Below are 23,354 nucleotides of genomic sequence, written 5' to 3'. Positions count from 1 at the left end.
GTGCCGGGGCGGGCTGTCGCCTCGGCACCGGGGGCCGCCTCACCGTGCTCCGCGGCGACGCCCCTTCAGGCCCGGTTGAGCCGGGCGGCGATTCCGTGGCCGATCAGCAAATAGATGACCGCCGGGAGGCCGTAATTGAGGACGACGCGGAGCCCCTCTGTGTCCATCGTGAAAATGTCCTGTGCCCATCCGGACAGCCAGTCCGCCATTCCGTGGACGAACTCGACAAAAGGATTCCCCTGGTTCGCGTCGAGCAGGTAGAGCACGATCCACAGGCCCAGGAAACCGGCAGCCACGTCGGCGATCGTGCAGACGGAAAGGGCTATGCGCCGCGAAGTGGCCTGGTCGCGCCCGGGGCGGCCATGCCCCGGGGGCTGGGGCTGAGGCTGGTCGTAAGCCTGGTATCCGGCAACCGGGTCGGTGTTGTTCACAGGAAATTCCCATCTCGCGCGTAGGTGGTTTACAGGGGTCGCCCCAGGCAGTTGGATTCAGCCTCGGACTGGCTCATTACTGCCTCTTACTGCGCCACGCGAGCAGCGCCGTGTTACACCTCGAACTGCGAAACGAAAGACTCGCGATGATGCCCTTGACTGAGATCGATCGACTGAAGCACACCGTGTCCGAAGCATGGGACAGCCCGATCGCCGACCAGGTCGCCGCCCGGTGGGGTTACGCGGCCGGCACTGCCAAGTGGTGGCGCTCCAGTGCCTCCCATGTGTTCGTGCTCCCGGAGAACGGCCGACGGCGTTATCTGCGGTTCGTGCCCGACTCCTACCGCGGCCCGAACTCCCTGGCCGTGGTGGCCGAGCTGATGGCACGGCTCAGCGACGGCGGTTCGGCGGTGGTGCGGCCGGTCGCCGCCGAGTCCGGGGCCCTGACCACGACCGTGGCGACCGGTCTCGGTGCCGTGCACGCCATGGTGGTCGAACCGGCGCCCGGCGCGGACGTCGACGTCAGCGAACTCACCGCATCACAAGCACGGCAGTGGGGGCGGGCACTGGCCCGTCTGCATCGCGATGCCGCCGGGCTCGGCGCCGGGCTGCCCGAGGCCTTCGGTGAACTTTCCTCCGTCGGCACGCTGTTCGCGGACGACGCCGAGTTGGTCGAGGCGACGGCGCGGCTCACCGACATGATGAGCGAGTTACCGCGTCGCCAGGACCAGTGGGGTGTGGTGCACGGTGACTTCGAGCTGGACAACATGGCCTGGGAAGAGGGCGGCGGGCCGGTCGCCTACGACTTCGACGAGGCCGCCCTCTCCTGGTACGCCGCCGACATCGCCTACGCCGTGCGCGACCTGACCGACCACACCGGCCGGCCCGCGTCCGTGCACCGGGCGCGGTTCGACGCCTTCGTCGACGGCTACCGCAGCGTGCGCCCGTTCGACGACGAGGACTTGGGGCGCCTGCCGCTGTTCGCCGGCCTGCACGCCGTGGCCTCTCTCGTGCGCATCACCCGCGCGCTGGGCGAACCCGCCCAGGGGGAACCAGATTGGCTGGGCGAGCTACGCGACGATCTGACGGGCATGGCCGGCGCCCACCGGCGACTCGCGGTCGACATCGGCCGACACTTTGTCAGAGGTCGAACTCGAGGTGCTCCACGTCGGTGAACTCGACTTCGAGGCCGTGGGCGCGGCGGCCGTTGTCGCGGAAGTACACCTCTCCCAGTGCCTCGGCCGCGATGTCGCGCAGTTGCTGTTCCGTGCCGCCGGTTTCCTTCGTCTCGAAGAGGCGGGCGGCGTACTGCGGGGGCAGGGCGACGGTGAGGTGGCGCAGCCGGGCGTCGTCGGTGGAGCCGGGGGCGGCCGTGTAGCCGAACCGGGCGCGGGTGTCGATGACGATGCCGCCGGTGGTGGCCGCCGTCTGTTTGGCCCTGGCCCGGATCTGGGGCTGCCAGCGCGCTGTGACCTCGCGTTCCAGGCGCGTCGCGAGGTCGGCACGGGGCTTTTTGATCTGGTCCTTCACATACCGTTCGACGGTGCGCTGGGTGATGCCGAGCAGCCCGGCCACCGGCCTGGTGCCCTTGAGCTGTCTGACCAGGTAGCGCATCTGCGCGCCCGCGCTCTTGGGGATCGGGCGCGTGAACGCCTTCCGCAGCGCGGCGTCGAGGCCGTCCCCGACCGTGTCCATGAGCCCGCTCCCCTACTCTCCGTCGTCCTTGGCTGTGACCTCACCGGTCTTGATGTAGCGGGCGAGGTTGAGGACCTGGCCGTACTGCTCCCGCACCGCTTCGGCCCACAGGGTGGTCTGGGTGCCCTCGTGCTTGACCATTCCCGGTGACACGCCGAGCCGGAAGCTGCCCGGCACCGTCTTGTCGTCGGCGTCGTAGGGCAGGACGTGGAGCGGGCCGGGACCGTCGGCGGCGTAGACGGCGCAGTCCGACAGGACCGCCACCGGATACCGGCCGGTCGCCGCCGCCAGGTTGAGCATCTTGCGGTGCATGTTGATCCTGGCCCGGGAGATGACGGCGGCGCGGATGTCGGGCCGCCACGTCGGGCGGGAGAGCGCCGGCCAGGGCTGCCCGGGCTTCCAGCCGCCGCCACGCGCCCGTTCGCGCAGCTTGCCGATGCCGCCCTTCACCGTGGACTTGACCGCGTCCAGGACGATCGCCATCTCCGGATCGCGCTGCTTGCAGCCGTCCATGGCCTCCAGGAACTCCTGGGTGCGCAGCTTCTCGTCCACGCCCAGGTCCGCCATGGTGTCGACGTACGCGTCACGCAGCCGTTTGTACCAGCCGTCCAGGAACCTGCCCTTGTCCTCCCGTACCCAGGCCTCGGTCGGGGCGACGTCGTAGCCGAGCTCCACCGCGTACGCCACCGTAGGCGTCGCGTACCAGGCGGGGCCCTGCGGGCGCTCGCCGGTCGGCGTGAACGGGCCGGGCAGCAACGCGCTCTCGAGCCGGCGCCACTGCTTGCCGACCTGGACGCGGGAGAGGTCGACGTGGGAGAGGTCGACCAGCCATGACCCGGGCAGCGACGGGTCGAAGACGGGGTCGGTGAGGTGCACGGGCGGCGTCGCCAGGCCGACGACGGCACCGTTGGCCGCAGCGCCGAAGGCGAGGTTGACGTCGATGCCGACCAGGTACCGCTGCATGCATTCGCCGTCGGTGAGCTCACGCGCCCAGTCGTACGCCTCCTCGAACAGCATCTCGTCCGGGCCCCGCTGGTGGAAGCGGGGCAGGCCGGCGAGCAGCGGATGCCCGTCCGGGGCCTCGCACGGGGCGCAGTCCACCGGGTGGTCGCCCAGCGAACCGGGCCGGTGCTCCTTGTGGCGCTTCCCGGTCTCGTCCGCCTCGCTCGCCCGGGTCGGCGGGTTGAGGGCGGTCATCAGTTCCAGGCCGGTGACGGCGGTCGAGCCGCACGGTGTCATCACGCGGGTCGCGTAGGTGCCGAGCACACGGGCGAGTTCCGCCGGGTCGAGCTGTGCGGCGTGGCCCCAGGTGCGGGCGTCGAGCGCGCCCCATGACGGGATGCACAGTTGCACGCACTGGCGCCGGCGGCCCTGGGCAGGGCGGTAGACCCGCGCCCACGGCCCGAACCCTCGCTTGGTCAACTGCCAGTCGGCTCGGTCGAGTTGCTTGAGGACCTTGTGGCCGTCCGGGAGGCGTCCGGTGAGCCGTTCGGCGTCCGACAGCGCCACGGGGAGCCCGTACCGCTCGCAGGCGCGCTCGGTGAGCACGAGCAGCGGGTCGGCGTCCCTGCCGGAGCCGTGCAGCCTCGCCGCTCCGAGCTGAGCCTCCTTCAGCGCCCACTCCACCAGCGCGGGAAGCGATTTGGCGGGGACGTCGAGGACGAGGCCGCCGATGCCGTACCCGGTCACCCGGGAGCCGTCGTCCACGTCGATGACGAGCAGCGGGCCGTTGGCGAACCGCGGGTCGGCGTCCGCCGCAGGGGTGTGCGCCGGGGCCGCCTTCTTGGTGCCGGGGCGGCGCGACGTCGGCGACGGCCTGGTCGTGGTGGCCGCCGGACGCGGCACGGTGGCCGGGCGGGCGGGGCGTGGTGCGGCGTTCCCGGGGGGATCCTCCGGGGCCGGGCCTGCGGATCCTGCGCGGGCCGGCGGTGGTTCGGTGGGTGATTCGGCTGCGGACGGCGCCGGTGCGGCGGGGGCGGCCGGCGTCTGCGGAACGGACGTGTCCTTCGGGGGTGCCGCGGCGTCGGGGGCGGGGTAGAGCTGGGCGAGCTGCTTCAGCATGCGGGCGTAGGCGTCGCGCTCCGGCGGGCGCGGTTCGGTCTTGCCGGCCTCCCAGCCGCTGACCGTCGCACGCCGCACCTGCAGCGCGGCGGCCACCTCGTCCAGCGTCAGACCGTGGGCCTGGCGCAGCCGCTTGCGTTCCGCCGGGGGCGGCAGCGGGGAGCGGGACGCGACCAGCGCGTCGACCGCGTCGAACAGCTCCGACATCGGGTACCTCCTGCTCCGCCACCCTAGCGTGGAGCGTCGGTTCCCCGTACCAAGCGCGTACGTTCGGCGTTCCTGTGGCCGGTCGTCTCGCGACGGCGTCACGTCCCGGCCGCGAACCGATCGGGGAGGGTGTGCTGCCGCGCCGGACGGCACAGGCCGGTGTCGCGCAGGACGCGCTCGACGGTGGCCTCGAGGGAGCTGTCGGCGCCGATGACCGTCTCGACTCCGCCCGGCAGCAGATCCAGCGGCCGGTACCAGTCGCGCAGCCGGGTCCGGTCCACCTCGTCGGCGATGGGCTTGGTGGCGTGCCGGGCAAGGGTCTCGTCGAACGGTACGTCCAGGTAGTAGTGGCGGGTCGGGCCGCGGTGGTCGGCGCTCAGCCGGCCGAGCATGTCGCCGTACCGGTCGGCGGAGAGGATGCCTTCGACGACGACATGGAACCCGGCGTCCAGGGCGTAGCGGGCCACGGTGTCGATCAGGCCGATGTTCGCGGCCCCGGGCAGGTCGCGTTCGTGCAACACGGTGCGGCGGAGGTTGTCCTGGGCGACCAAGGCCAGTCCGCGGCCGAACTTCTCGCGCAGACCGGACGCGACGGACGACTTGCCGGAGGCGCTGTTGCCGCGCAGGACGATCAGCCGGGTTTCCTCGCTGCCCACCTTCACGCCGGTCACCCTACCGACGGTCGACGGCCCCGCGTGCGCAGTGGCGCAGGCAGGAGAGGGCCACCACGAACGGCCAGACGGACTGGAGGGTCGTGACCGCGCGTTCGGCGACACCGGCGACGCCGTGGAGTTGGGTCTCGACCAGGAACCATGCCGCGCCCACCGCCATCACCGCGGTGGCTCCGAGGGACGGTAAGGGCCGTAGGGCCCATGGGACGCCGTCGCCGGTCCGGACGGCCAGGACGGGCCATGCCGCCAGGACGGCGAAGCCGACGACGGCGACCGAGCCGTGGCCCAGGGAGCCGCCGCTGCTCGGCGCCGGGACCATGGCCACCGCCAGGGCGGACACTCCCCCGGCCGCCAGGGCCAGCCGACCGGGGGTCGCGGCCGGGCGCAGTCCCCAGGCGGTGAGCAGGTGGCAGACGCCCAGGGCGATGAACGCACCTGTCATCACCCAGTAGCCGGAGCCTCCCGGGGCCGCCAGGACGCTGATGGTCTGAGCGGCCGGGTCGTAGGACGGTCCTTGGAGTGCCGCCGCCACCATCCAGCCGATGATCAGCACGGCGGGGGCGCACGCCGACGACAGCAGAACCCATTTCGGAACAGATCGCACCAGGCCACCGTAAAACGGATCACCTTCCCTCCCCGTACCACTACCGCCGCTCCGGGCGGGTCCGTCCGGAGGTTTCGCGGCACGATGGACCCGTGCGCCGACGGCGCCCGTGGCGGTCCGTGCTCTGCCCGCGGAAAGGTGATCGGTCATGGAGCTCACCCTGGTGGTGCTGATCATCATCGTGGGGCTGACCTTCGACTTCACCAACGGCTTCCACGACGCCGCGAACGCGATCGCCACCTCCATCTCCACCAGGGCCCTGACGCCGCGCGTGGCGCTGGCCATGGCCGCGGTGATGAACTTCATCGGCGCCTTCCTGGGGACCGAGGTGGCCCAGACCGTCGGCAGCGGGATCATCGGCGCGCCCGAGGGCGAATCGGGTCTGCTGCTGGTCCTGTGCGCGCTCCTCGGGGCCATCGGCTGGAACGTGTTCACCTGGTGGCGGGGGCTGCCGACCTCGTCCTCGCACGCGCTGATCGGCGGGCTGGTCGGTGCCGCGCTCGCCGCGGCCGCCACCGTGCACTGGTCCGGGATCGTGGAGAAGGTCGTCCTGCCGATGCTGTTCTCCCCGCTGGTCGGTGTGGCTCTCGGCTACTCCCTGCACGTGGCCATCCTGTGGCTGTTCCGTCGTTCGATGCCCCGTCGGACCACGCGCCGGTTCCGTATGGCACAGACCGTCTCCGCCGCCGCGATGGGACTGGGGCACGGCTTGCAGGACGCGCAGAAGACCATGGGGGTCATCGTGCTGGCGCTGGTCACGGCGGGCTGGCAGGACGACTTCTCGGTTCCGGTGTGGGTGATCGCCGCCGTCGCGGCCGCCATGGCCGCCGGCACCTACAGCGGCGGGCGTCGCATCATCACCACGCTCGGCCGGCGCATCGTGCACCTCGACCCGCCGCGCGGGTTCGCCGCCGAGACCGCCGCCGCGACCGTCCTCTACATCACCGCGTTCCTGGTGAAGGCGCCGATCTCCACCACGCAGACGATCACCGCGGCCATTCTGGGTGCCGGTGCCACCCGGCGTGCCTCGGACGTACGCTGGCAGGTGGCCCGCTCCATCGTCACGGCCTGGGTGCTCACGTTCTTCGGCGCCGGGATTCCCGCCGCCGCGCTCTACCTCCTCCTGCACGCCGTCACCGGTCTGTGATGCCCGCCCGGAGGCCCATATGACCGCCTTTCCGCCGTCCCGGCAGTCCCCTGACGTACCGCCGGACGGACTTCCGGCGCCCGGGCGTTTCGCGCATCTGGATCCCGGCGACGGTGCCTGTCTGATGGAGAGCGCCGCCTTGCTGGCCGGGGGCGATTTCACCGACAGCCCCGCCGGTACGCATCCGGCGCTCGCGGCTCTGGCCCGCGTGGTCAACGACAGCGTCGGTGACGCCACCCGGCACGCCCTGTGGCCGCTGGCCGCCGAGTTCGCCGACGCCCGGCCCCTGGACAGGGCGTACACGTCGCTGCTCGTCGGCTCGGTCGTGGACGCGGCGCGCGTACTGCGCCCCGCCTCCTGGCGTCTGGCCCGGCACGGCCGTGCCTGCCGCCGACGGAGCGAGAAGCTGACTCACACCCCCGCAGGCGGCCTGCCGGGTCGTGCCGCCGATCTGTTGTGGTGGCGTGGCCCGGGGCGGCGGTACCTGGAACACGCACTGCGCGTGCTGTGCGCCGCGCCTGACGCGGATCAGCGCCTTGCCCGGCTGCTGCGCAGGGCCGTGGCGGAAGCCCGGGATCGCACGGCCGGGGACGGGGTGGCGCGGGGCGGGCGGGTGCCGGCCGGGGAGGGTCGCGAGGGTCGCTGCAACCGGTAGGCGCGCGGGCCCGTCCTACAGGGCACCATGATCCTTCCACGCTTCACCGACCCCTGGGCCGCGCCGGTCCGGCAGTTGCTCGACTTCGCCTGGACGCAGACCCGGGCGTGCGCGTTCGCCATCGCGCTGCTGTCCGGCGTGGCCGTGTCCGCGCTGCTGCCCGACCTTCCCATCGCGCGCTACGACCTGCTGGTGGTCTACGGCGTGCTGCTCACGCTGGTGTTCTGGCTGCGTGGCTGGGAGAACGGGCGGGACGTCGCCGTCATCACGGTCTGCCATGTCATCGGCCTGGCCTTCGAGCTGGTGAAGGTGTCACTCGGTTCGTGGAGTTATCCGGAGCCGGGCGTGCTGAAGTTCGCCGGCGTCCCGCTGTACGGCGGGTTTCTGTACGCGGCTGTGGGCAGCTATGTGTGCCGGGCCTGGCAGCTGTTCGATCTCGGGCTGGTGCGTTACCGCCCGCGGGCGACGGCGGTGGTGGCCGCCGCCATCTACGTCAACTTCTTCAGCCATCACTGGCTGCCCGACGTCCGCTGGGTACTGGCGGGGCTGCTGCTGGCCGTCACCGCGGAGACGTCGGTGTGTTTCACGGTGCGGGGTGTGCGCCGGCGGATGCCGCTGGCGCTGTCGTTCGCCCTGATCGGGTTCTTCCTGTGGGTGGCGGAGAACCTCGCCACCCTCGTCGGTGCCTGGCGCTATCCGTACCAGGAACACGGCTGGGAGCCGGTGGGGGTGGAGAAGTTCGGCGCCTGGGCGTTGCTGATCAGCGTCACCTTCGTCCTGGCGGCGGTCGGGCGGGCGCGGGGAGCGCGAGTCGTCGACGGGACTCCGGCCACGTATCATCCTATGGACACAAATTAGGTGATTTACCTTTCGAGGGTCGTCACCGACCGTGACCATCCTCGCCGGAGTGATCAATGGCCCGCACCGGCACGACGGACGACGGCGACGACTTGCTGACCAGGCTCGGGGCGCTGACGGCTCAGGCGCGTGCGCAGGCCGAGATGCAGCGGTCGCGGGTCGAACTGGCCGTCGCACTGCAGCGCGGCATGCTCCCGCGCGACCTGCCCGTCGCCCGCCGGCTGCATCTCGCCGTGCGGTACGCGCCCGCCTGCCACGGGCTCAACGTGGGCGGCGACTGGTACGACGCCTTCACCCTGGGCGACGGCCGGATCGGTCTGTCCATCGGTGATGTCCAGGGCCACAACATCGAAGCCGCCGCCTTCATGGGGCAGGTGCGCGCCGGGCTGCGGGCCCTGGCCTCCGTCACCAGCGAGCCGGGCGAAGTCCTGGCCCGGACCAACGAACTGCTGCTGTCACTGGGCTCCGACCTGTTCGCCACCTGCACGTTCATGCGGCTCGACCCGTGTGCCGGCGTGCTGGAGAGCGCGCGGGCCGGGCACCTGCCCTGCGTCTGGGCCACCGCCGACGGGAAGTCCGGCGCCACCGAGGACGAGGGCGGGCCACCGCTGGGCATCCTGGCGGGGATGTCGTATCCGGTGACCCGGTACGAGCTGACCACGGGGGGCGTGTTCGTGCTGCTCACGGACGGTGTCGTGGAAGGGCCCTCCCTGCCGCTCGAGGAGGGCCTGGACCAGGTGATGCGGCTCGCGGGCATCGCGGCGGTGGCGGGCACGGACGTGGACGCGCTCGCGGCGGCCCTGATCAAGGGCGCCGAGCGGGTGGGGCATGACGACGACGCCGCCGTGCTGGTCGTCGGCCTCGACGGACCGGAGGCTCAGCCATAGGGCCGCAGGGCCCCCCTCCCACCTCGCCGTCGCGGCGGCCTCGGTGTCTCATGGCTGCTGTGGTGGATAGCCGGGATCTGCGTACGCCGGCCGTCGTCGCTCTGCAGACGCTGGCCGTCGCCGCCTGCTACTACGTCTCGGGGCAGCTCGGCCTGATGCGGGAACTGGTGGTCGAGGGCGCGGTCGTCACCCCGATCTGGCCGCCGACCGGCGTCTCGGTCGCGTTCCTGCTGATCTTCGGGCTGCGCTGCTGGCCGGGGATCGCCCTGGGCGCCTTCTTCGTGATCCTCTCCCTCACGTCGTTGGACCCCTGGGCGTTCGGTGTGCTGGCGGGCAACACGGTGGCCCCCGTCGTGGGGTACCTGCTGCTGCGCCGGACGGGTTTCCGAACCGATCTGGCGCGTCTGCGGGACGGTCTCGCCCTGGTGTTCCTGGGCGCGCTCACCGCCATGCTGATCAGCTCGACCACCGGCGCGGGCATCCTGCTCGCCACGGGCAGACTCGAATGGCCGGGCTTCTGGGCGGTGTGGCTGGCCTGGTGGGTGGGCGACGCGATGGGCGTGCTGATCGTCACCCCGGTGCTGCTCCTGCTGTCCCGCGTCCGCCCGCCGCTGCGCCTGTCGCGCTGGAAGGAGGCCTCGGGTCTGGCGCTGATCGTCTGCTGTGTCGTTCCGCTGACCGCGCACAGCTCGGTCAGTCTGCTCTTCCTCGTCTATCCCCTGCTGATCTGGGCGGCTCTGCGGTTCCAGCTGGCCGGCAGCATGCTGTGCGCCCTCTTCGCGTCGGTCATGACCACGGTGGCGGCGACCGACCGGGCCGGGCCGTTCGCGGGGCTGACCACGGTGGAGGTGATGATCAAGCTCCAGGCGTTCAACGGGGCGATGGCCCTGACGGCCCTGATCCTGTCGGCCGTGATCACCGAGCAGATCCACACCCGGCGTTCGGTGGAGCGCGCGTGCCAGGAACTGGTGGAGGTGCTGGAGCACCTCACCGCGGGCGAGTCGGCGGACGGCCGGGCCCCTCTCGAGGGCGGTGGGGCCGGGCGACGACGGGGCGAGTGACCGTACGCCTCCCGTGGACCCGCCGGGTGGCGGCGACCGCGGCATAGGGTTGACGCCATGACCGAGGTGGAGGTGCTGCAACTGCTGGTGTCGCCCGCGCACCGGCTGGCCGGACGGCCGTCGGACGGCCCCTCCCCCGGCCCGTCCGACGAGTGCGTCTCCCGCGTGGAGGTGCGCAGCGGCCTGGGGCTGGTCGGGGACCGTTACTACGCCCGGCCGGCCCACCGGAACGCGGCGGTGACCCTCATGGCCGCGGAGAACCTCCCTGCGGACGCCGACCTGAGGCACACCCGCCGCAACGTCCTGCTCCGCGGCGTCGACATCGACTCCTGTGTCGGATCGACGATCGCCCTCGACTGCGGCACCGGGCCGGCGCTGTTCGCCGTGAACCGGCCGGCCCGGCCGTGCGCCTGGATGGACGTGACCATCGGCCCCGGCGCCCAGCGTGCCCTGCGCGGGCGGGGCGGTGTGCGGTGCACGCCGCTGAGCGACGGGGTGATCACGGTGGGCCCGGCGACGTTCCGCGTCGTGGCCGGGCCCGTTGACACCGGGACCTGAGACCTGCGGCCGGACCCGGCGCGGTCAGCCGCCCGCCGGGGGCGTGCGGATGGCGGCGATGTCGAGTTGCAGACGCACCTTCTCGCTCACCATCGCACCTCCCTCGGCCAGCCTGCTGTTGTACGTCAGCCCCCAGTCGGAGCGGTTGATGGTGGTGGTGCCGTCGAATCCGACCCTTTCGTAGCCGAAGGGGTCGGTGACGTGTCCGATATAGGTCATCTCCAGGACGACCGGCCGCGAAATGCCCTTGATGGTGAGCTCGCCCGACATGTGGAAGAGGTCGGCGCCCATCTGTTCCACCGCTGTGCTGGTGAAGCGCATCCGGGGATAAGTCGCGGCATCCAGGAAATCCCGGCCGACCAGGTGGGCGTCGCGTTGTTCCACCCCGGTGTCGACGCTGGCGGTGAACAGCGTGAGGTCGGCCCGTGACCGGGCGGGGTTGCGCGCGTCGAAGTAGAGGAGGCTTTCGTACTCCAGGAAACAACCGCGCACGGTGGTCACCATGGCATGCCGGACGGAGAAGCCGATCCTGCTGTGAGCAGGGTCGACGACCCATTCGCCGGTGAGATTCGCCAGGTCGGGGTCGGGCAGGACCGCCGTGGGGGAAGCCGGTGCGCCGGCGGGACGCTGTGGGGGGACTGGCGGCGCCTGCCGGCGGGACGGCACGACGCGGTTGAACAGGTTCATGATTCATCTAGGTACTTGAGTTTGCTTATGGCCGCAAGTCCCCTTGGCGTTTACGGCTGTCACGGAGGAGCACCTGACCTTTTTGCCGCCGCTTTGCACAGAATCCACACATGCCCGTCGCGAGGCGCCGACGAAAAAACCCTCCGGAGGTCCCGGAATTTTCATTTCGGGCATTTCGGCGATTCGGCCGGTGTCACTTCGATCGCAAGGTCGTTGTCGACGGTGAAGTAAGGGCGGGAGGACGATCCGCCCGCCGTGAGCGCCGGGTAGACGAAGACGTGTTTGCGGTCCGCCACGTCGTCGAGGAGCCGGCCGATCCTGACCGGCGGCGCGTCGGCGGCGGGCAGGACGAAGGCGTCCCAGATCCGGCCCGGGGCTTCGTCGCCGCCGGTCAGGTCCTCCTGGCCGGCGGTGAAGGAGAAGCCCCTGCCGTCGTCGTCGACCCGGGGGCGCAGGTCCCGTACGGTGCCGGTCCCCCGCAGGCGCAGCCGCACGGTGGCGTCCTCGTGGAGTTCGGCGCCGTGCAGGCGGGCCTCGACCGTCACGGCCTGATCCGTGACGTCGACGGTGCGGGCCTCCGCGTGGGCGGTGCGCCGCCATGCCCTGAGCGCGAGGAAGCCGTCCTTCGTGACGTACGGGATCCGGACGGCGACCGGTGACGGCCGGTCGCGCAGGTGGCCGTCGACGAGGGCGCGCAGGTCTCTGAGGCCGGGGCGCAGCCGCTGCCGTTCGGCTCCCGGTTCCGGCAGCAGGTACAGGTCCCAGCGGCCCTCGTCGAGGGCGGGGTGCGGTTCCAGTACGGCATGCAGGTCGCCGTCGGTCCGGCCGGGCTCCAGGTCGAGGAGGTGGAGCGTCGTCTCGGGACGGCCCTTCTTGGGGCGCAGCCGCAGGAGCAGCTGGGGGTGGGAGGCCGGGGCCGGCGGGAGGCGGAAGGTGATGCGGCCGTCCGTGTCGATCGCGCAGTGGGTGCGCAGGTGGGTGTCGAGCTGCGTGGTCATCGGCGTCCCTTGCGTATCGCGCGGAGTGCGCCGACGGCCGCGGCGTGGGCCGCGTCGCGGGCGGCGTGGCTCCGGCCGATCAGTGCGCTGTTGCTCCGGTGGTTCTGGGGGGTGGAGGTCGGTCGGTCCGTGGTCCGGGCCGCGAGGGCGTCCTCCAGGATGCGTTCGGCCTGGGCGACGACGGGGCCCGGGGCGAAGCGGTGCGCGTTCTCCAGGGCGGTGCGGCCCATGCGGCGGCGCCGTTCGTCGTCGCCGACGAGTTCCAGCAGGGCAGCGGCGAGGGCGTCGGCGTCGCCGACCGGCACCAGCCGGCCGTCGGCTCCGTCCTGGATGATCTCGCCGGGGCCGTAGGGGCAGTCGGTGCTGACGACGGGCAGTCCGCAGCGCATCGCCTCGACGATGGTCATGCCGAACGGCTCGAAGTTGGAGGCGGCCGCGCCGATCGAGCCCTTGGCCCACTCGGCCTCCATGGGGGTGGCGGCCCCCATCAGGAACACGTTGTTCCACAGGCGGAGCCGTTCGATGAGGTCCCGCAGCCTGGGCTGTTCCTCGCCCTTGCCGTAGATGCGCAGCTGCCAGTCCGGGAAGGCGGCGGCGACCTGGGCGAACGCCTCGATGAGCAGGTCGTAGCGCTTCACCGGAACCAGCCGGCCGGCGGCGATGACGACTTTGGCGGTGCCGTCGGCGGGGGGCAGCGCGGGGTCGGGGACGCTGTTCGGGAGGGCCTCGACGTGGACGCCGGGCAGCCACATCTTGCGCCGGTAGGCCGCGGCGTCCGCTTCCGTGACGGTGGTGATCACGTCGAGGCGGCGGTAGGCGCGGCGCAGGGCGGTGCGCAGGGCGGGCGGGTGGTTGTCGAGGGTGAGGTGCTCCTGGCCGACGCGCAGGACGCGCTGCGGGGCCTGCCGTGCGATGTGCACGTTGAGGCCGGGGCGGGTGCCGATGACGACGTCGGTGTCGATGGCCTCCAGGCACTCGCCGATCCGCTGGTCGGTCAGCTCGCTGTACTGGCGGTGGCGGTACTCGGCGGACGGGAACACCTTCGCCGGTCTCTGGTGCAGCGGATGGTCCGCCTCCTTGCGCAGGTCCACCAGCGCGCGCAGCCGCACCCGGGGGTCCAGGACGAGGTTGGGGTGCTCGCGGTGGCGTAAAGCAGAGACGATCTCCACGTCGTGCCGCTCGGCGAGCGCCCCGGCGAGGTTGAACGTGGTGGTGATCGTGCCTCCGATTCCATAGGCGTTATGAATCAGGAAAGAAATCTTCATGTCGGCGTAGACGGCGCCAACCACCGGACAGTTGTTCGCCGTTATCACTCTGTGGCCTGCAGGAACACGGGCACGGACCGGCCGGTTCCGGAGTGATCTCGGACATAAGTGGTCTGGGCCATACCGGTCTGCCGCCCGAATGTGCATAGCTTGATGTGTTTGCCCGCAGCAGCGTCGCGTCATCGGGTGCACCGTCGTCATCGATCTCCAGGAGACCCATGCGCCCCCGCATAACCCTCCTCCCACGCATCACCTCCCTTCCGCCCCTGGCCCTGGCCGGCGGCGCGCTGGCCGTGGGGGCCGGCGGGCTGTATCTCGCGGGGCTGATGCTGACGGGCGGGGAGATCGACTCCGGTACGACGGTGCGCGGGGTGGAGATCGGGGGCCTGAGTCGTGCCGAGGCGGTAAGGAAGCTGGAGCGGCACCTGGACGCGGCCGGGGCGCGGGACCTGCGCGTGAAGGTCGGTGACCGCACGGGCACGGTCGATCCGCGCCGCGCCGGGCTCTCCTTCGACGCCGAGGAAACCGTCGACCGGGCGGCACGCACCGGCGTCGGCCCCGTCAGCGTGATCGGCGGGTTCTTCCGCTCGGGTGGTGCCGTCGAGCCGGTCGTACGCCTCGACGAGGACAAGGCCCGGGCCGCCCTCGGCCAGGTGGCGAAGGGGCTCGACCGGAAGGTCCGGGACGGTGCCGTGGCCTTCGACGACGGGCGGGTCGAGGTGGTCGCACCACGCACGGGGTACACGCTGGACGTGGCCGGCGCGGTCGGCCCGCTGCGCTCCTCCTTCCTGCGGGGCCTGCGGGGCGACACCCACGCGGTCACGCCGCTGCCCGCCCGCGAGACCCGGCCTAAGGTCACGGCCGACGAGGTACGGCGGGCGGTGCGCACGTTCGCCGAGCCGGCGATGTCCGCGCCCGTCACCCTCACCGCGGGCGGCCGACGGTTCACGGTCGGGCCGGCCGTCCTGGGCGAGCACCTGGCGCTGCGGCCGGACGGCGGCGGCAGACTGAGACCGGAGCTGGACGCCGAGGGGCTGCGCGACGATCCCGCCGTGGCGGGCCCGCTGCAGGACGTCACCACGACCGCCCGGAACGCGAAGCTCCGGCCGGACGGTGACAAGGCCGTGGTGGCCGAGGACGCCAGGGTGGGCCTGAAGGTCACCGACAAGGCACTGGGCAAGGCGGTGCTGCCGCTGCTCACCCGGTCGGGCGCGGACCGCAGCGGCGAGGTGGCCGTGGACCGGACCCGGCCCGAGGTCACCCGCGAGAACGCCGCCCGGCTGGGGCTGGCGGAGACGATGTCCTCCTTCACCGTCCACTTCGAACCGGCGGAGTACCGCACGAAGAACATCGGCCGGGCCGTGGAACTCATCAACGGCTCCCTGGTCAGGCCCGACGAGACGTGGAGCTTCAACCGGACCGTCGGCGAACGCACCGAGGCCAACGGCTTCGTCGAGGGCATCATCATCCTCAACGACCAGTTCACGAAGGCGTCCGGCGGCGGCGTCTCGTCCGTGGCGACGACCGTGTACAACGCGCTGTTCTTCGCCGGGGTCAAGCCGGTTGAGCACGGCGCGCACTCCTTCTACATCGAGCGTTACCCGGAGGGCCGCGAGGCGACCGTCGCCTGGGGCAGCCTGGATCTGAGGTTCACCAACGACTCCGGCAAGGCGATCTACATCCAGGCCGAGTCCACGGACACGTCCGTGACCGTCTCCTTCCTCGGCACCCGGAAGTACGACGAGATCAAGTCGGTCAAGGGCCCGCGCACCGAGGTGAAGCAGCCCGGGAAGAAGGTGAGCGACGACAAGGAGTGCGTGCCGCAGACACCGTTCGAGGGGTTCGACGTCACCGTGGAGCGGGTCTTCTACGACGACGGCCGGGAAGTGAAGCGGGAGCCGTTCCGTACGCACTACACGCCGCGTGACGAGATCGTCTGCGAGTGATCCACCCGGCGGTCGCCGCCCCTTCCCCCTTCTTCTGGAACTCTCCTTTGCCGCCGGGGCGTTGACCCGCCCTCAGGGCCCCAGCACAATGAGCGCCCAGTGCTGAGAGCGCTCTCAAAGGAGACCCATGACTGGCAGACAAGGCCCGGCGCTGAGCCGGCGTTCGCTCATCGGTGCCGGTCTCGGCATCAGCGCCGCGGGGATCGCCGCGGCAGGCTCCGGGCAGGCCCTGGCGGCGGATTCGGGCAGCGCCGGGGGTGCGACGGAGACCGGCCCGCTGTCGGCCCCGGCCAGGGGACGCGCCTTTCTCGCCGCCGCCATGGACGCCTACGCCGACCACGGCGGCATCCGCCTGACCCAGAGCTACACCGACCAGGCGGGCCTCTTCAGCACCGCGTTCACCTACGACAACGCCCTGGCGATCCTGGCCCACCTCACGGCCCGGCGGCCGGAAAGCCTGGCCAGGGCGACGGCGTTGGGTGACGCCCTGCTCTACGCGCAGACACACGACCCGGCGTACGACGACGGCAGGCTCCGGCAGGCCTACAACGTCGGGCCGTACACCTTCTACGACGGCTCGGTCCAACCCGACGGCTTCGTCCGGGCGGACGGCACCGCCAACGTCGGTACGCAGTTCGGGTTCACCGGCACGGCCGTGGGCGACATGGCCTGGGCGGGCATCGCGCTGAGCGCCCTCGCCCGCCGTACGGGGGCGCGTCGTTTCCTCACCGGTGCCGTACGGATCGGCGAGTGGATCGAGCGGACCGGCCGTACCGACGAACCGCTCGGCGGCTACAAGTTCGGGGTCGACGGGTCGAATCAGCGGCTGCCGTTCACGTCGACGGAGCACAACACCGACCTGGTGTGCCTCTTTTGCCGGCTCGCCCGGCTGACCGGCGAGAGGGTGTGGCTTCAGCGGCGGGCCCGGGCCGAGGCCTTCGTGCGGCGGATGTGGGAGCCGGCCGGGGGCTACTTCTACACCGGCACCAACGACGGGGTGACCATCAACAAGTCCCCGGTCCCGGAGGACACCCAGACCTGGACCCATCTCGCGTTCGGCTCCCGCAGGGGCGGGTACGCCCGCTCGCTGGACTGGGCCGTGGCGGTGCTGGCCGTCCTGGATCACTCCGGCCGCGCGAACAGCACGGTGCCCGCGGGGCAGTCGTACGAGGGCGTCACCTTCAGTTCCGCGAGCCTGGTGGCGAACGAGGACGCGCCGATCGCGGAGGGCCAGCCCAGACCCGACCGTAATGGCGTGTGGTTCGAGGGGACGGCGCATCTCGCGCTCGCCCTGCGGGACCGCGGGAAGCGTGGCGACGAGGCGCGTGCCCGGCGGCTGCTGACGTCGACCGAGCGGGCCCAGGAGCTGCTGGGCGCCGGTCAGACCGTCGGCGGCAAGGCGCTGCCCGAGCGGGCCGGGGTGGTCTCCGCGAGCAGTCCGCTGGACACCGGGTTCGGCTTCGGCTACTACCCGTACCGGCACACGGGTGCGACCGCCTGGTACCTCATGGCGGCGGCGCGCTTCAATCCGCTGCGGGCGTGACGGGCGGGCCCGGCCCGCTGTGGTGAACAGCGGGCCGGGATGCTCTCAACTGACGCGATGGACGGCCTGGTTGCTCAGTTCGTAACGGGCGCCGACGATCGCCAGCTTGCCGGTGTCGACCTTGGCGGCGAGGTCGGGCTCCGCGGCCAGCCGGGAGCGGACGAGGCGGACGTTGGCGTCGACCGTGGCGTCGATCCGCGCGTCCCCTTCCGTACCGTGGTCTATGGCCGGGCGTATCTGGTCGGCGAGGTACTGGATGTGGGCGGGCAAGTGCCCGCCGGACCGCTCCGCCTCGACCGCGGCACGCACCGCGCCGCACGACTGGTGCCCGAGCACCACGACCAGCGGTATGCCCAGCTCCAGGACGCCGTAGGCGACGCTGCCGAGCACGGCCTCGTCCAGGACCTCCCCGGCGGTGCGTACGGTCATCAGGTCTCCCAGTCCCTGGTCGAAGACCAGCTCCGGGGGCACGCGGGAGTCGATGCAGCCGAGCACGACCGCGAAGGGGTGCTGGGCGGTGGTCAACTCGCGCCGGAGGGCGGGGGTTTCGTGCGGGTGGCGTTCGCGGAAGGCGCGCCAGCGGCGGTTGCCCGCGGCCAGTTCCGCGAGGGCCTCCTGCGGGGTGCTCGGCCGTGGTCCGGTGCCGGGCCCGCTCGTGGCGGCGGCCGGGCGGGCGGCTGTGAGGCCCGCGCCGAGGGCGGCGGCCCCGGTCAGCGCGGTGCGCAGGAGAGTGCGGCGGACGGTGCCGGCGGCTCTGTGTGCGGTGGCGTGTGAGTTCACGGCCAGAACGTATGCCCGAACTCGCGTCCGGCCGCCGTCCTTGCCGTTTTCATGGTGAGAGTTGGGTAAGTGATGTTCTTACCTTGAACGGCTTTTGACGGTCTCTCAGGCAACGAGCAGCACGCCCGGGCCTCCCGGCCCGGGCGTGCTGTCATGCGGAGGTGATCAGACCGGTCAGACCAGGTCGAACCGGTCCAGGTTCATGACCTTGACCCACGCGGCGACGAAGTCGTTCACGAACTTCTCCTTCGCGTCGTCGCTCGCGTAGACCTCGGCGAGCGCCCGCAGCTCGGAGTTCGAGCCGAAGACCAGGTCGGCGCGGGAGCCGGCCCACTTGACCTCGCCGGTGGCGGCGTCGCGGCCCTCGAAGGTGGTCTGGTCCTCGGAGGTCGCCTTCCACGTCGTGCCCAGGTCGAGCAGGTTGACGAAGAAGTCGTTGGTCAGCGAGCCGGGCGTCGTGGTGAAGGCGCCGAGCTGGGACTGCTGGTAGTTGGCGCCGAGCACCCGCAGGCCGCCGACCAGGACGGTCATCTCCGGGGCGCTCAGGGTCAGCAGGTTCGCCCGGTCGAGCAGCAGGTACTCGGCCGGCAGGCGGTTGCCCTTGCCGTGGTAGTTGCGGAACCCGTCGGCGGTCGGCTCGAGCGCCTCGAAGGACTCGGCGTCGGTGTGCTCCTCCGTCGCGTCCACACGGCCCGCGGCAAAGGGAACCTCCACCTGGAAGCCGGCTTCCTTGGCGGCCTTCTCGACGGCGGCGGAGCCACCGAGGACGATCAGGTCGGCCAGGGAGACCTTCTTGGCACCGGAGCCGGAGTTGAACTCCTGCTGGATGCCTTCCAGGACACGCAGGACCTGGGCCAGCTCGTCGGGCTCGTTGACCTCCCAGCCGCGCTGCGGCTCCAGGCGGATACGGGCGCCGTTGGCACCGCCGCGCTTGTCGCTGCCGCGGAAGGTGGACGCCGAGGCCCAGGCGGTGGACACCAGCTGCGAGACGGACAGACCCGACTCGAGGAGCTTGGTCTTGAGAACCGCGATGTCCCCGTCGTCGATGGGCTCGCCCTCGGCCTCGGGCAGCGGGTCCTGCCAGATCAGGGTCTCCTCCGGGACCTCCGGGCCGAGGTACAGCGACTTCGGGCCCATGTCACGGTGGGTCAGCTTGAACCAGGCGCGGGCGAAGGCGTCCGCGAACTCCTGCGGGTTCTCGTAGAACCGGCGGGAGATCGGCTCGTAGATCGGGTCGAAGCGCAGCGCCAGGTCCGTGGTGAGCATCTTCGGGCGGTGCTTCTTCGAGGAGTCGTGCGCGTCCGGGACGATCTCCGGGGCGTCCTTCGCCACCCACTGGTGGGCGCCGGCCGGGCTCTGCTCGAGCTCGTACTCGAACTCGAAGAGGTTCTTGAAGAACCCGTTGCTCCACTGGGTCGGCGTCGAGGTCCAGGTGACCTCCAGGCCGGAGGTGATGGCGTCGCCGCCCTTGCCCGTGCCGTAGGTGCTGCGCCAGCCCAGGCCCTGCTCCTCCATGGAGGCGGCCTCGGGGTCGGCGCCGACGTGGTCGGCCGGGCCGGCGCCGTGGGTCTTGCCGAAGGTGTGGCCACCGGCGATCAGGGCGACGGTCTCCTCGTCGTTCATCGCCATGCGGCGGAACGTCTCACGGATGTCGCGGGCCGCGGCGAGCGGGTCCGGGTTGCCGTTGGGGCCCTCGGGGTTGACGTAGATGAGGCCCATCTGGACGGCGCCGAGCGGGTTCTCCAGCTCGCGGTCGCCGGTGTAGCGCTTGTCGTCGAGCCAGGTGGTCTCGGGGCCCCAGTACACGTCCTCCTCGGGCTCCCAGACGTCCTCGCGGCCGCCGGCGAAGCCGAAGGTCTCGAAGCCCATCTGCTCCAGGGCGACGTTGCCGGTGAGGATCATCAGGTCGGCCCAGGAGATGCTCTGGCCGTACTTCTTCTTCACGGGCCACAGCAGACGGCGGGCCTTGTCGAGGTTGCCGTTGTCCGGCCAGCTGTTGAGCGGGGCGAAGCGCTGCTGTCCGGCGCCGGCGCCGCCGCGGCCGTCGCTGATGCGGTAGGTGCCCGCGCTGTGCCAGGCCATACGGACCATCAGGGGGCCGTAGTTGCCGAAGTCGGCCGGCCACCAGTCCTGCGAGGTGGTCAGCACCTCGGCGATGTCCTGTTTCACGGCCGCGAGGTCGAGGGCCTGGAACGCCTCGGCGTAATCGAACTCCCCACCGAGCGGGTTGGCCACCTCGGGGTTCTTGGCGAGGATCTTCAGGTTGAGGCGCTCCGGCCACCACTGACGGTTGCCGCCCCCCTGAGTGGGGTGCAGGGCGCGGCCGTGCGCCACGGGGCAGCCGCCGCTCGTCTCCTCCTGCTTCGCGTCGGTGACGATCGCGTCGTGGTTCTCAGTCATGGAAATCCTTCCGGACGGGGTGGAACACGGTGCTCGGGTGGATCACATCGCTCAGCTACTGCGGGCGGTGGAACAGGCGGGGCACAGGCCCCAGTAGATGACCTCGGCCTCGTCGACGGCGAAGCCCCGGTCGTCGGACGCGGTCAGGCAGGGGGCGTGGCCGACCGCGCAGTCGACGTCGGCGACGGCCCCGCAGGACCGGCACACGAGGTGGTGGTGGTTGTCGCCGACCCGTCCCTCGTAGAGGGCCGGGCTGCCAGGGGGATCGAGGCGGCGTATGAGTCCCGCCGCGGTGAGTGCGTGGAGCCCCTCGTACACGGCTTGGACGGAGATGTGGCCGACGCGGCCGCGTACCTCGGACGCGATCGCCTCGGCGCCGAGGTGGTCGCCCTCCCGCACGGCCTGGAGCAGTGCGACGCGGGCGGCCGTAACCCTCAGGCCGGCACCGCGCAGTTCCTCGGCGGCGGTCGGGTTCCGGGATGCGGTCATGGCGGACAACCTAGCCGCACAAACACGAATGATTCAAGAAAACGAACGGTTCAATTTTGGTGTCGCGCGGGTGCGGCTCGGTGTGACGCGTGTGCGGCTTGGCGCGGCAGGCCTGTTGGCGAACTGTGAGCTCAGTCACAGCATCGGTGATCGGGCTTCGGCGCGGTGGCGGGATGGTGTCAGCCGTGTCCGTGTCGCGCCAGCACCGCCCGTGCGGTTTCGGCCATGGCCTCGTCGACCATCCGGCCCTCGAAGGTGAGAGCGCCGATGCCGGCGCGCTGGGCCGCCTCCACCGCTGCGACGAGGCGCGCACAGCGGTCCAGCTCGTCGGGCGTGGGGGCGAAGACCTCGTTGATCACGGGGACGTGGGTCGGGTGGACGGCCATCATCCCCTCGTATCCGAGGGTCCGGTTCTGCTCGGCGAAGGCGCGCAGGCCCGCCAGGTCGGCGATGTCCGTCCACAGTCCGGTCACCGGGCCGGGCGCACCGGCGGCGCGGACGTCGAGCAGGACGCGGGAACGCAGGGCCAGGGTCTCGGTGCCCTGAGGGCTCCAGCGGTAGCCGACGGCACGTTCGACGTCGCCGCCGGGTGCGGTCAGGGCGCCGACGTGTGCGACCCGGGGAGCCGCGGCGGCGATGTCGTAGGCGTCGTGCAGGGCGCGGGCCGACTCCAGCAGCGGGACGAGGGCCGTCGCGCCGGCCGGCAGGCCGTGTTCGTGTTCGCACCAGCCGATGAGACGGTCCGCGAGCCGTACGTCGGCGGCAGTGTGCACCTTGGGCAGGACAACTCCGGCCAGTCCCGGGCGTACGACGGCACGCAGTTCCTCGGCGGCGGTCCAGTCGTCGAGCGGGTTGACGCGGACGAACAGGGCCATGCCGCCGGCCGGTTCCGCGGCGGCCTCCGCCAGGGCCTCGGCCACCCGGGCACGGGCGAGCGGCTTGTCGGGGGCGGGAACCGCGTCCTCCAAGTCGAGAACGACGGCGTCGGCCCCGGCCGCGCGCGCCTTGGGCAGCCAGTCCGTACGGAGGCCGGGGACGAAGAGGAGGGAGCGGAGCGGGGGCCGGGGCGGGGCTGTGAGGCGGGGCTCGTGGGGGGTGGGGGCGCGGGCGGCCTCGGTGGCGCGGGCGTGGAGCTCAGACGACATCGTTCTTCTCCAGTTCGGCCAGTTCCCGTTCGCTCAGGCCGAGCCAGTCCCGGTACACGAGGTCGTTGTCCTGCCCCAGCGCCGGCCCGGTGCGCCAGACGCGGCCGGGGCGTTGCCGGAAGTGCGGGATGACCGCCTGCATGCGGACGTCGCCCAGGTCCGGGTCGGTCACGGTGACGATGTCGCCGCGTTCGGCGTAGACCGGGTCGGCGGCGATGTCGGCCGCGTCGAACACCCGGGAGGCCACCACCTCGGCGCGGGCGAAGGCCTCCAGGCACTCGGCCGCGGTGCGGCCGGCCACCCACGCCCGCAGCCCGTCGTCCAACTCCCCGCGCCTCGCGTGCTGTTGCCCCGACGTGGCGAACTCCTCCTCCGGCAACCCCAGCAGCCGGGCCACGTTGCGCACCGAGCGCAGGGTCGCGGAGGTGACGGTGATCCACTGCTCGTCCCGGGAGCGGTAGGTGTTGATCACGGCGGCGGGCGCGACCGCCAGCTGGTTGCCGGAGCGCTGCGGCACGGTTCCCAGCTGGTCGTGGACGATGACCTGCCACTCGACGAGCCGGAACAGCGGCTCGAACAGGGCGAGGTCGATCCACTCGCCGTCGAAGCCGGGGTCGTGGTCGCGCCGGTGGAGGGCGGCGAGGACGGCGTAGGCACCCATGAGGCCGGTCACGGCGTCGCCGTGCGAGAAGCCGGTGTGGACGGGCGGCCCGTCGGGGGAACCGGTCAGGTGGACGACGCCGCTGCGGGCCTCGCCCATCTTGCCGAACCCGGGGGCGTCGGCCTGACTCGAGGTGGCGCCGAATCCGGAGATCTGGAGCAGGACGGCCTTGGGGTTGATCCGGTGCACGGACTCCCAGTCGAGGCCCCAACGGCGCAGACGCCCGGCGCGCAGGGTGACGATGACGACGTCCGCCCAGGCGACGAGCCGGTGGGCGAGCGCGCGGCCCGCTTCGTGGTGCAGGTCGAGCGTGACGGAACGCTTGTTGCGGGCGGCCACCTTGAACCACAGGGGAACGCCGTTGCGCCGGGGCCCCATCGCGCGGGCGGCGTCACCGGCGCCGGGGGGTTCGACGTGGACCACGTCCGCGCCCTGGTCGGCGAGCATCGAACCCGCGAGCGGCCCGGCCACCACATGAGCGAACTCGACCACCTTCAGTCCGCACAGCTGGCCCTGCCCGGTGGTGTTCGGCATGTCCTTGTCCGACACGGATGCGTCCCCTCGGCTGAACTGGTCCGGTTCTTCAGACTGCCGAGGCGCAGAAA

At 71.6% G+C, this 23,354-nt stretch carries 22 protein-coding genes; 9 read left to right on the top strand and 13 right to left on the bottom strand.

Going from position 1 to position 23,354, the window contains the following annotated elements:
- Positions 1-65: 65 nt before the first annotated feature.
- Positions 66-431, bottom strand: coding sequence for a hypothetical protein (locus ABZ192_RS15355; protein WP_356924992.1), 366 nt, complete (start codon positions 429-431; stop codon positions 66-68).
- A 185-nt stretch (positions 432-616) separates the two neighbouring features.
- Here ABZ192_RS15355 and ABZ192_RS15350 point away from each other — a divergent pair, with 185 nt between their 5' ends.
- Complete coding sequence (locus tag ABZ192_RS15350) at positions 617-1,606, top strand: phosphotransferase (RefSeq protein WP_356924991.1); 990 nt, start codon at positions 617-619, stop codon at positions 1,604-1,606.
- Here the strand turns inward: ABZ192_RS15350 and ABZ192_RS15345 are convergent.
- From ABZ192_RS15345 to ABZ192_RS15330, 4 genes are all read right to left on the bottom strand, one after another.
- Positions 1,572-2,126 (bottom strand): XRE family transcriptional regulator, encoded by a 555-nt coding sequence (locus tag ABZ192_RS15345; protein WP_356924990.1) that lies wholly within the window; start codon positions 2,124-2,126, stop codon positions 1,572-1,574. The two genes, ABZ192_RS15350 and ABZ192_RS15345, sit on opposite strands and share 35 nt — an antisense overlap.
- 12 nt (positions 2,127-2,138) lie before the next feature.
- Positions 2,139-4,394 (bottom strand): helix-turn-helix domain-containing protein, encoded by a 2,256-nt coding sequence (locus ABZ192_RS15340; RefSeq protein WP_356924989.1) that lies wholly within the window; start codon positions 4,392-4,394, stop codon positions 2,139-2,141.
- Positions 4,395-4,492: 98 nt separating this feature from the next.
- On the bottom strand, positions 4,493-5,065 hold the full coding sequence (locus tag ABZ192_RS15335; protein ID WP_356924988.1) for an AAA family ATPase: 573 nt from the start codon (positions 5,063-5,065) through the stop codon (positions 4,493-4,495).
- 1 nt (position 5,066) lies between these two features.
- Positions 5,067-5,669 (bottom strand): DUF998 domain-containing protein, encoded by a 603-nt coding sequence (locus tag ABZ192_RS15330; protein ID WP_356924987.1) that lies wholly within the window; start codon positions 5,667-5,669, stop codon positions 5,067-5,069.
- A gap of 148 nt (positions 5,670-5,817) precedes the next feature.
- Here ABZ192_RS15330 and ABZ192_RS15325 point away from each other — a divergent pair, with 148 nt between their 5' ends.
- From ABZ192_RS15325 to ABZ192_RS15300, 6 genes are read left to right on the top strand one after another with little or no spacing between them, the layout of a single operon-like run.
- A complete protein-coding gene (locus ABZ192_RS15325; protein ID WP_356924986.1) occupies positions 5,818-6,816 on the top strand; it encodes an inorganic phosphate transporter in 999 nt (332 codons plus the stop codon).
- 19 nt (positions 6,817-6,835) lie between these two features.
- The gene (locus tag ABZ192_RS15320; protein ID WP_356924985.1) at positions 6,836-7,471 is read left to right on the top strand and encodes a hypothetical protein; all 636 of its coding nucleotides are present in this window, start codon (positions 6,836-6,838) and stop codon (positions 7,469-7,471) included.
- A 27-nt stretch (positions 7,472-7,498) separates the two neighbouring features.
- Positions 7,499-8,329: a DUF817 domain-containing protein gene (locus ABZ192_RS15315; protein WP_356924984.1), complete on the top strand. Its 831-nt coding sequence runs from the start codon at positions 7,499-7,501 to the stop codon at positions 8,327-8,329.
- Between the two features lie 56 nt (positions 8,330-8,385).
- Positions 8,386-9,216 carry a PP2C family protein-serine/threonine phosphatase gene (locus tag ABZ192_RS15310; RefSeq protein ID WP_356924983.1) on the top strand — a complete coding sequence of 277 codons (831 nt, stop codon included), beginning with the start codon at positions 8,386-8,388 and terminating at the stop codon, positions 9,214-9,216.
- A 50-nt stretch (positions 9,217-9,266) separates the two neighbouring features.
- Positions 9,267-10,277 (top strand): MASE1 domain-containing protein, encoded by a 1,011-nt coding sequence (locus tag ABZ192_RS15305; RefSeq protein WP_356924982.1) that lies wholly within the window; start codon positions 9,267-9,269, stop codon positions 10,275-10,277.
- 57 nt (positions 10,278-10,334) lie between these two features.
- The gene (locus tag ABZ192_RS15300; RefSeq protein WP_356924981.1) at positions 10,335-10,835 is read left to right on the top strand and encodes a molybdenum cofactor biosysynthesis protein; all 501 of its coding nucleotides are present in this window, start codon (positions 10,335-10,337) and stop codon (positions 10,833-10,835) included.
- 24 nt (positions 10,836-10,859) lie between these two features.
- Here the strand turns inward: ABZ192_RS15300 and ABZ192_RS15295 are convergent, their stop codons facing one another.
- The 3 genes from ABZ192_RS15295 to ABZ192_RS15285 all read right to left on the bottom strand — a co-directional run bounded on the left by ABZ192_RS15295 (position 10,860) and on the right by ABZ192_RS15285 (position 13,785).
- Positions 10,860-11,522 (bottom strand): YceI family protein, encoded by a 663-nt coding sequence (locus ABZ192_RS15295; RefSeq protein ID WP_356924980.1) that lies wholly within the window; start codon positions 11,520-11,522, stop codon positions 10,860-10,862.
- Positions 11,523-11,683: 161 nt separating this feature from the next.
- Entirely contained in the window at positions 11,684-12,520 is an 837-nt protein-coding gene (locus ABZ192_RS15290; protein ID WP_356924979.1) for a transferase, read from the bottom strand.
- The gene (locus ABZ192_RS15285) at positions 12,517-13,785 is read right to left on the bottom strand and encodes a glycosyltransferase family 4 protein (RefSeq protein ID WP_356924978.1); all 1,269 of its coding nucleotides are present in this window, start codon (positions 13,783-13,785) and stop codon (positions 12,517-12,519) included. The genes ABZ192_RS15290 and ABZ192_RS15285 overlap by 4 nt, the downstream gene beginning before the upstream one ends.
- A 218-nt stretch (positions 13,786-14,003) precedes the next feature.
- On the opposite strand from ABZ192_RS15285, the gene ABZ192_RS15280 reads away from it, so the two are divergent.
- Positions 14,004-15,731, top strand: coding sequence for a VanW family protein (locus ABZ192_RS15280; RefSeq protein WP_356924977.1), 1,728 nt, complete (start codon positions 14,004-14,006; stop codon positions 15,729-15,731).
- A 127-nt stretch (positions 15,732-15,858) separates the two neighbouring features.
- Positions 15,859-17,274, top strand: coding sequence for a Tat pathway signal sequence domain protein (locus ABZ192_RS15275; protein ID WP_356924976.1), 1,416 nt, complete (start codon positions 15,859-15,861; stop codon positions 17,272-17,274).
- Between the two features lie 45 nt (positions 17,275-17,319).
- Here ABZ192_RS15275 and ABZ192_RS15270 read toward each other — a convergent pair whose 3' ends face one another.
- The 5 genes from ABZ192_RS15270 to ABZ192_RS15250 form a co-directional block, all read right to left on the bottom strand.
- Positions 17,320-18,060 carry a carbonic anhydrase gene (locus tag ABZ192_RS15270; RefSeq protein ID WP_356925040.1) on the bottom strand — a complete coding sequence of 247 codons (741 nt, stop codon included), beginning with the start codon at positions 18,058-18,060 and terminating at the stop codon, positions 17,320-17,322.
- A gap of 168 nt (positions 18,061-18,228) precedes the next feature.
- A complete protein-coding gene (gene katG / locus ABZ192_RS15265) occupies positions 18,229-20,454 on the bottom strand; it encodes a catalase/peroxidase HPI (protein WP_356924975.1) in 2,226 nt (741 codons plus the stop codon).
- A gap of 51 nt (positions 20,455-20,505) precedes the next feature.
- Positions 20,506-20,943 carry a Fur family transcriptional regulator gene (locus tag ABZ192_RS15260; protein WP_356924974.1) on the bottom strand — a complete coding sequence of 146 codons (438 nt, stop codon included), beginning with the start codon at positions 20,941-20,943 and terminating at the stop codon, positions 20,506-20,508.
- 179 nt (positions 20,944-21,122) lie between these two features.
- Complete coding sequence (locus ABZ192_RS15255; RefSeq protein WP_356924973.1) at positions 21,123-22,088, bottom strand: CoA ester lyase; 966 nt, start codon at positions 22,086-22,088, stop codon at positions 21,123-21,125.
- Positions 22,078-23,298 (bottom strand): CoA transferase, encoded by a 1,221-nt coding sequence (locus ABZ192_RS15250; RefSeq protein WP_356924972.1) that lies wholly within the window; start codon positions 23,296-23,298, stop codon positions 22,078-22,080. The genes ABZ192_RS15255 and ABZ192_RS15250 overlap by 11 nt, the downstream gene beginning before the upstream one ends.
- Positions 23,299-23,354 lie beyond the last annotated feature (56 nt).

The sequence above is a fragment of the Streptomyces sp. NPDC006235 genome (assembly GCF_040613735.1).
In the GTDB taxonomy this organism is placed as follows: Bacteria; Actinomycetota; Actinomycetes; order Streptomycetales; family Streptomycetaceae; genus Streptomyces.
Note: the sequence above shows the minus strand (reverse complement) of the source record. Positions and strands in the feature narration are given on the sequence as shown.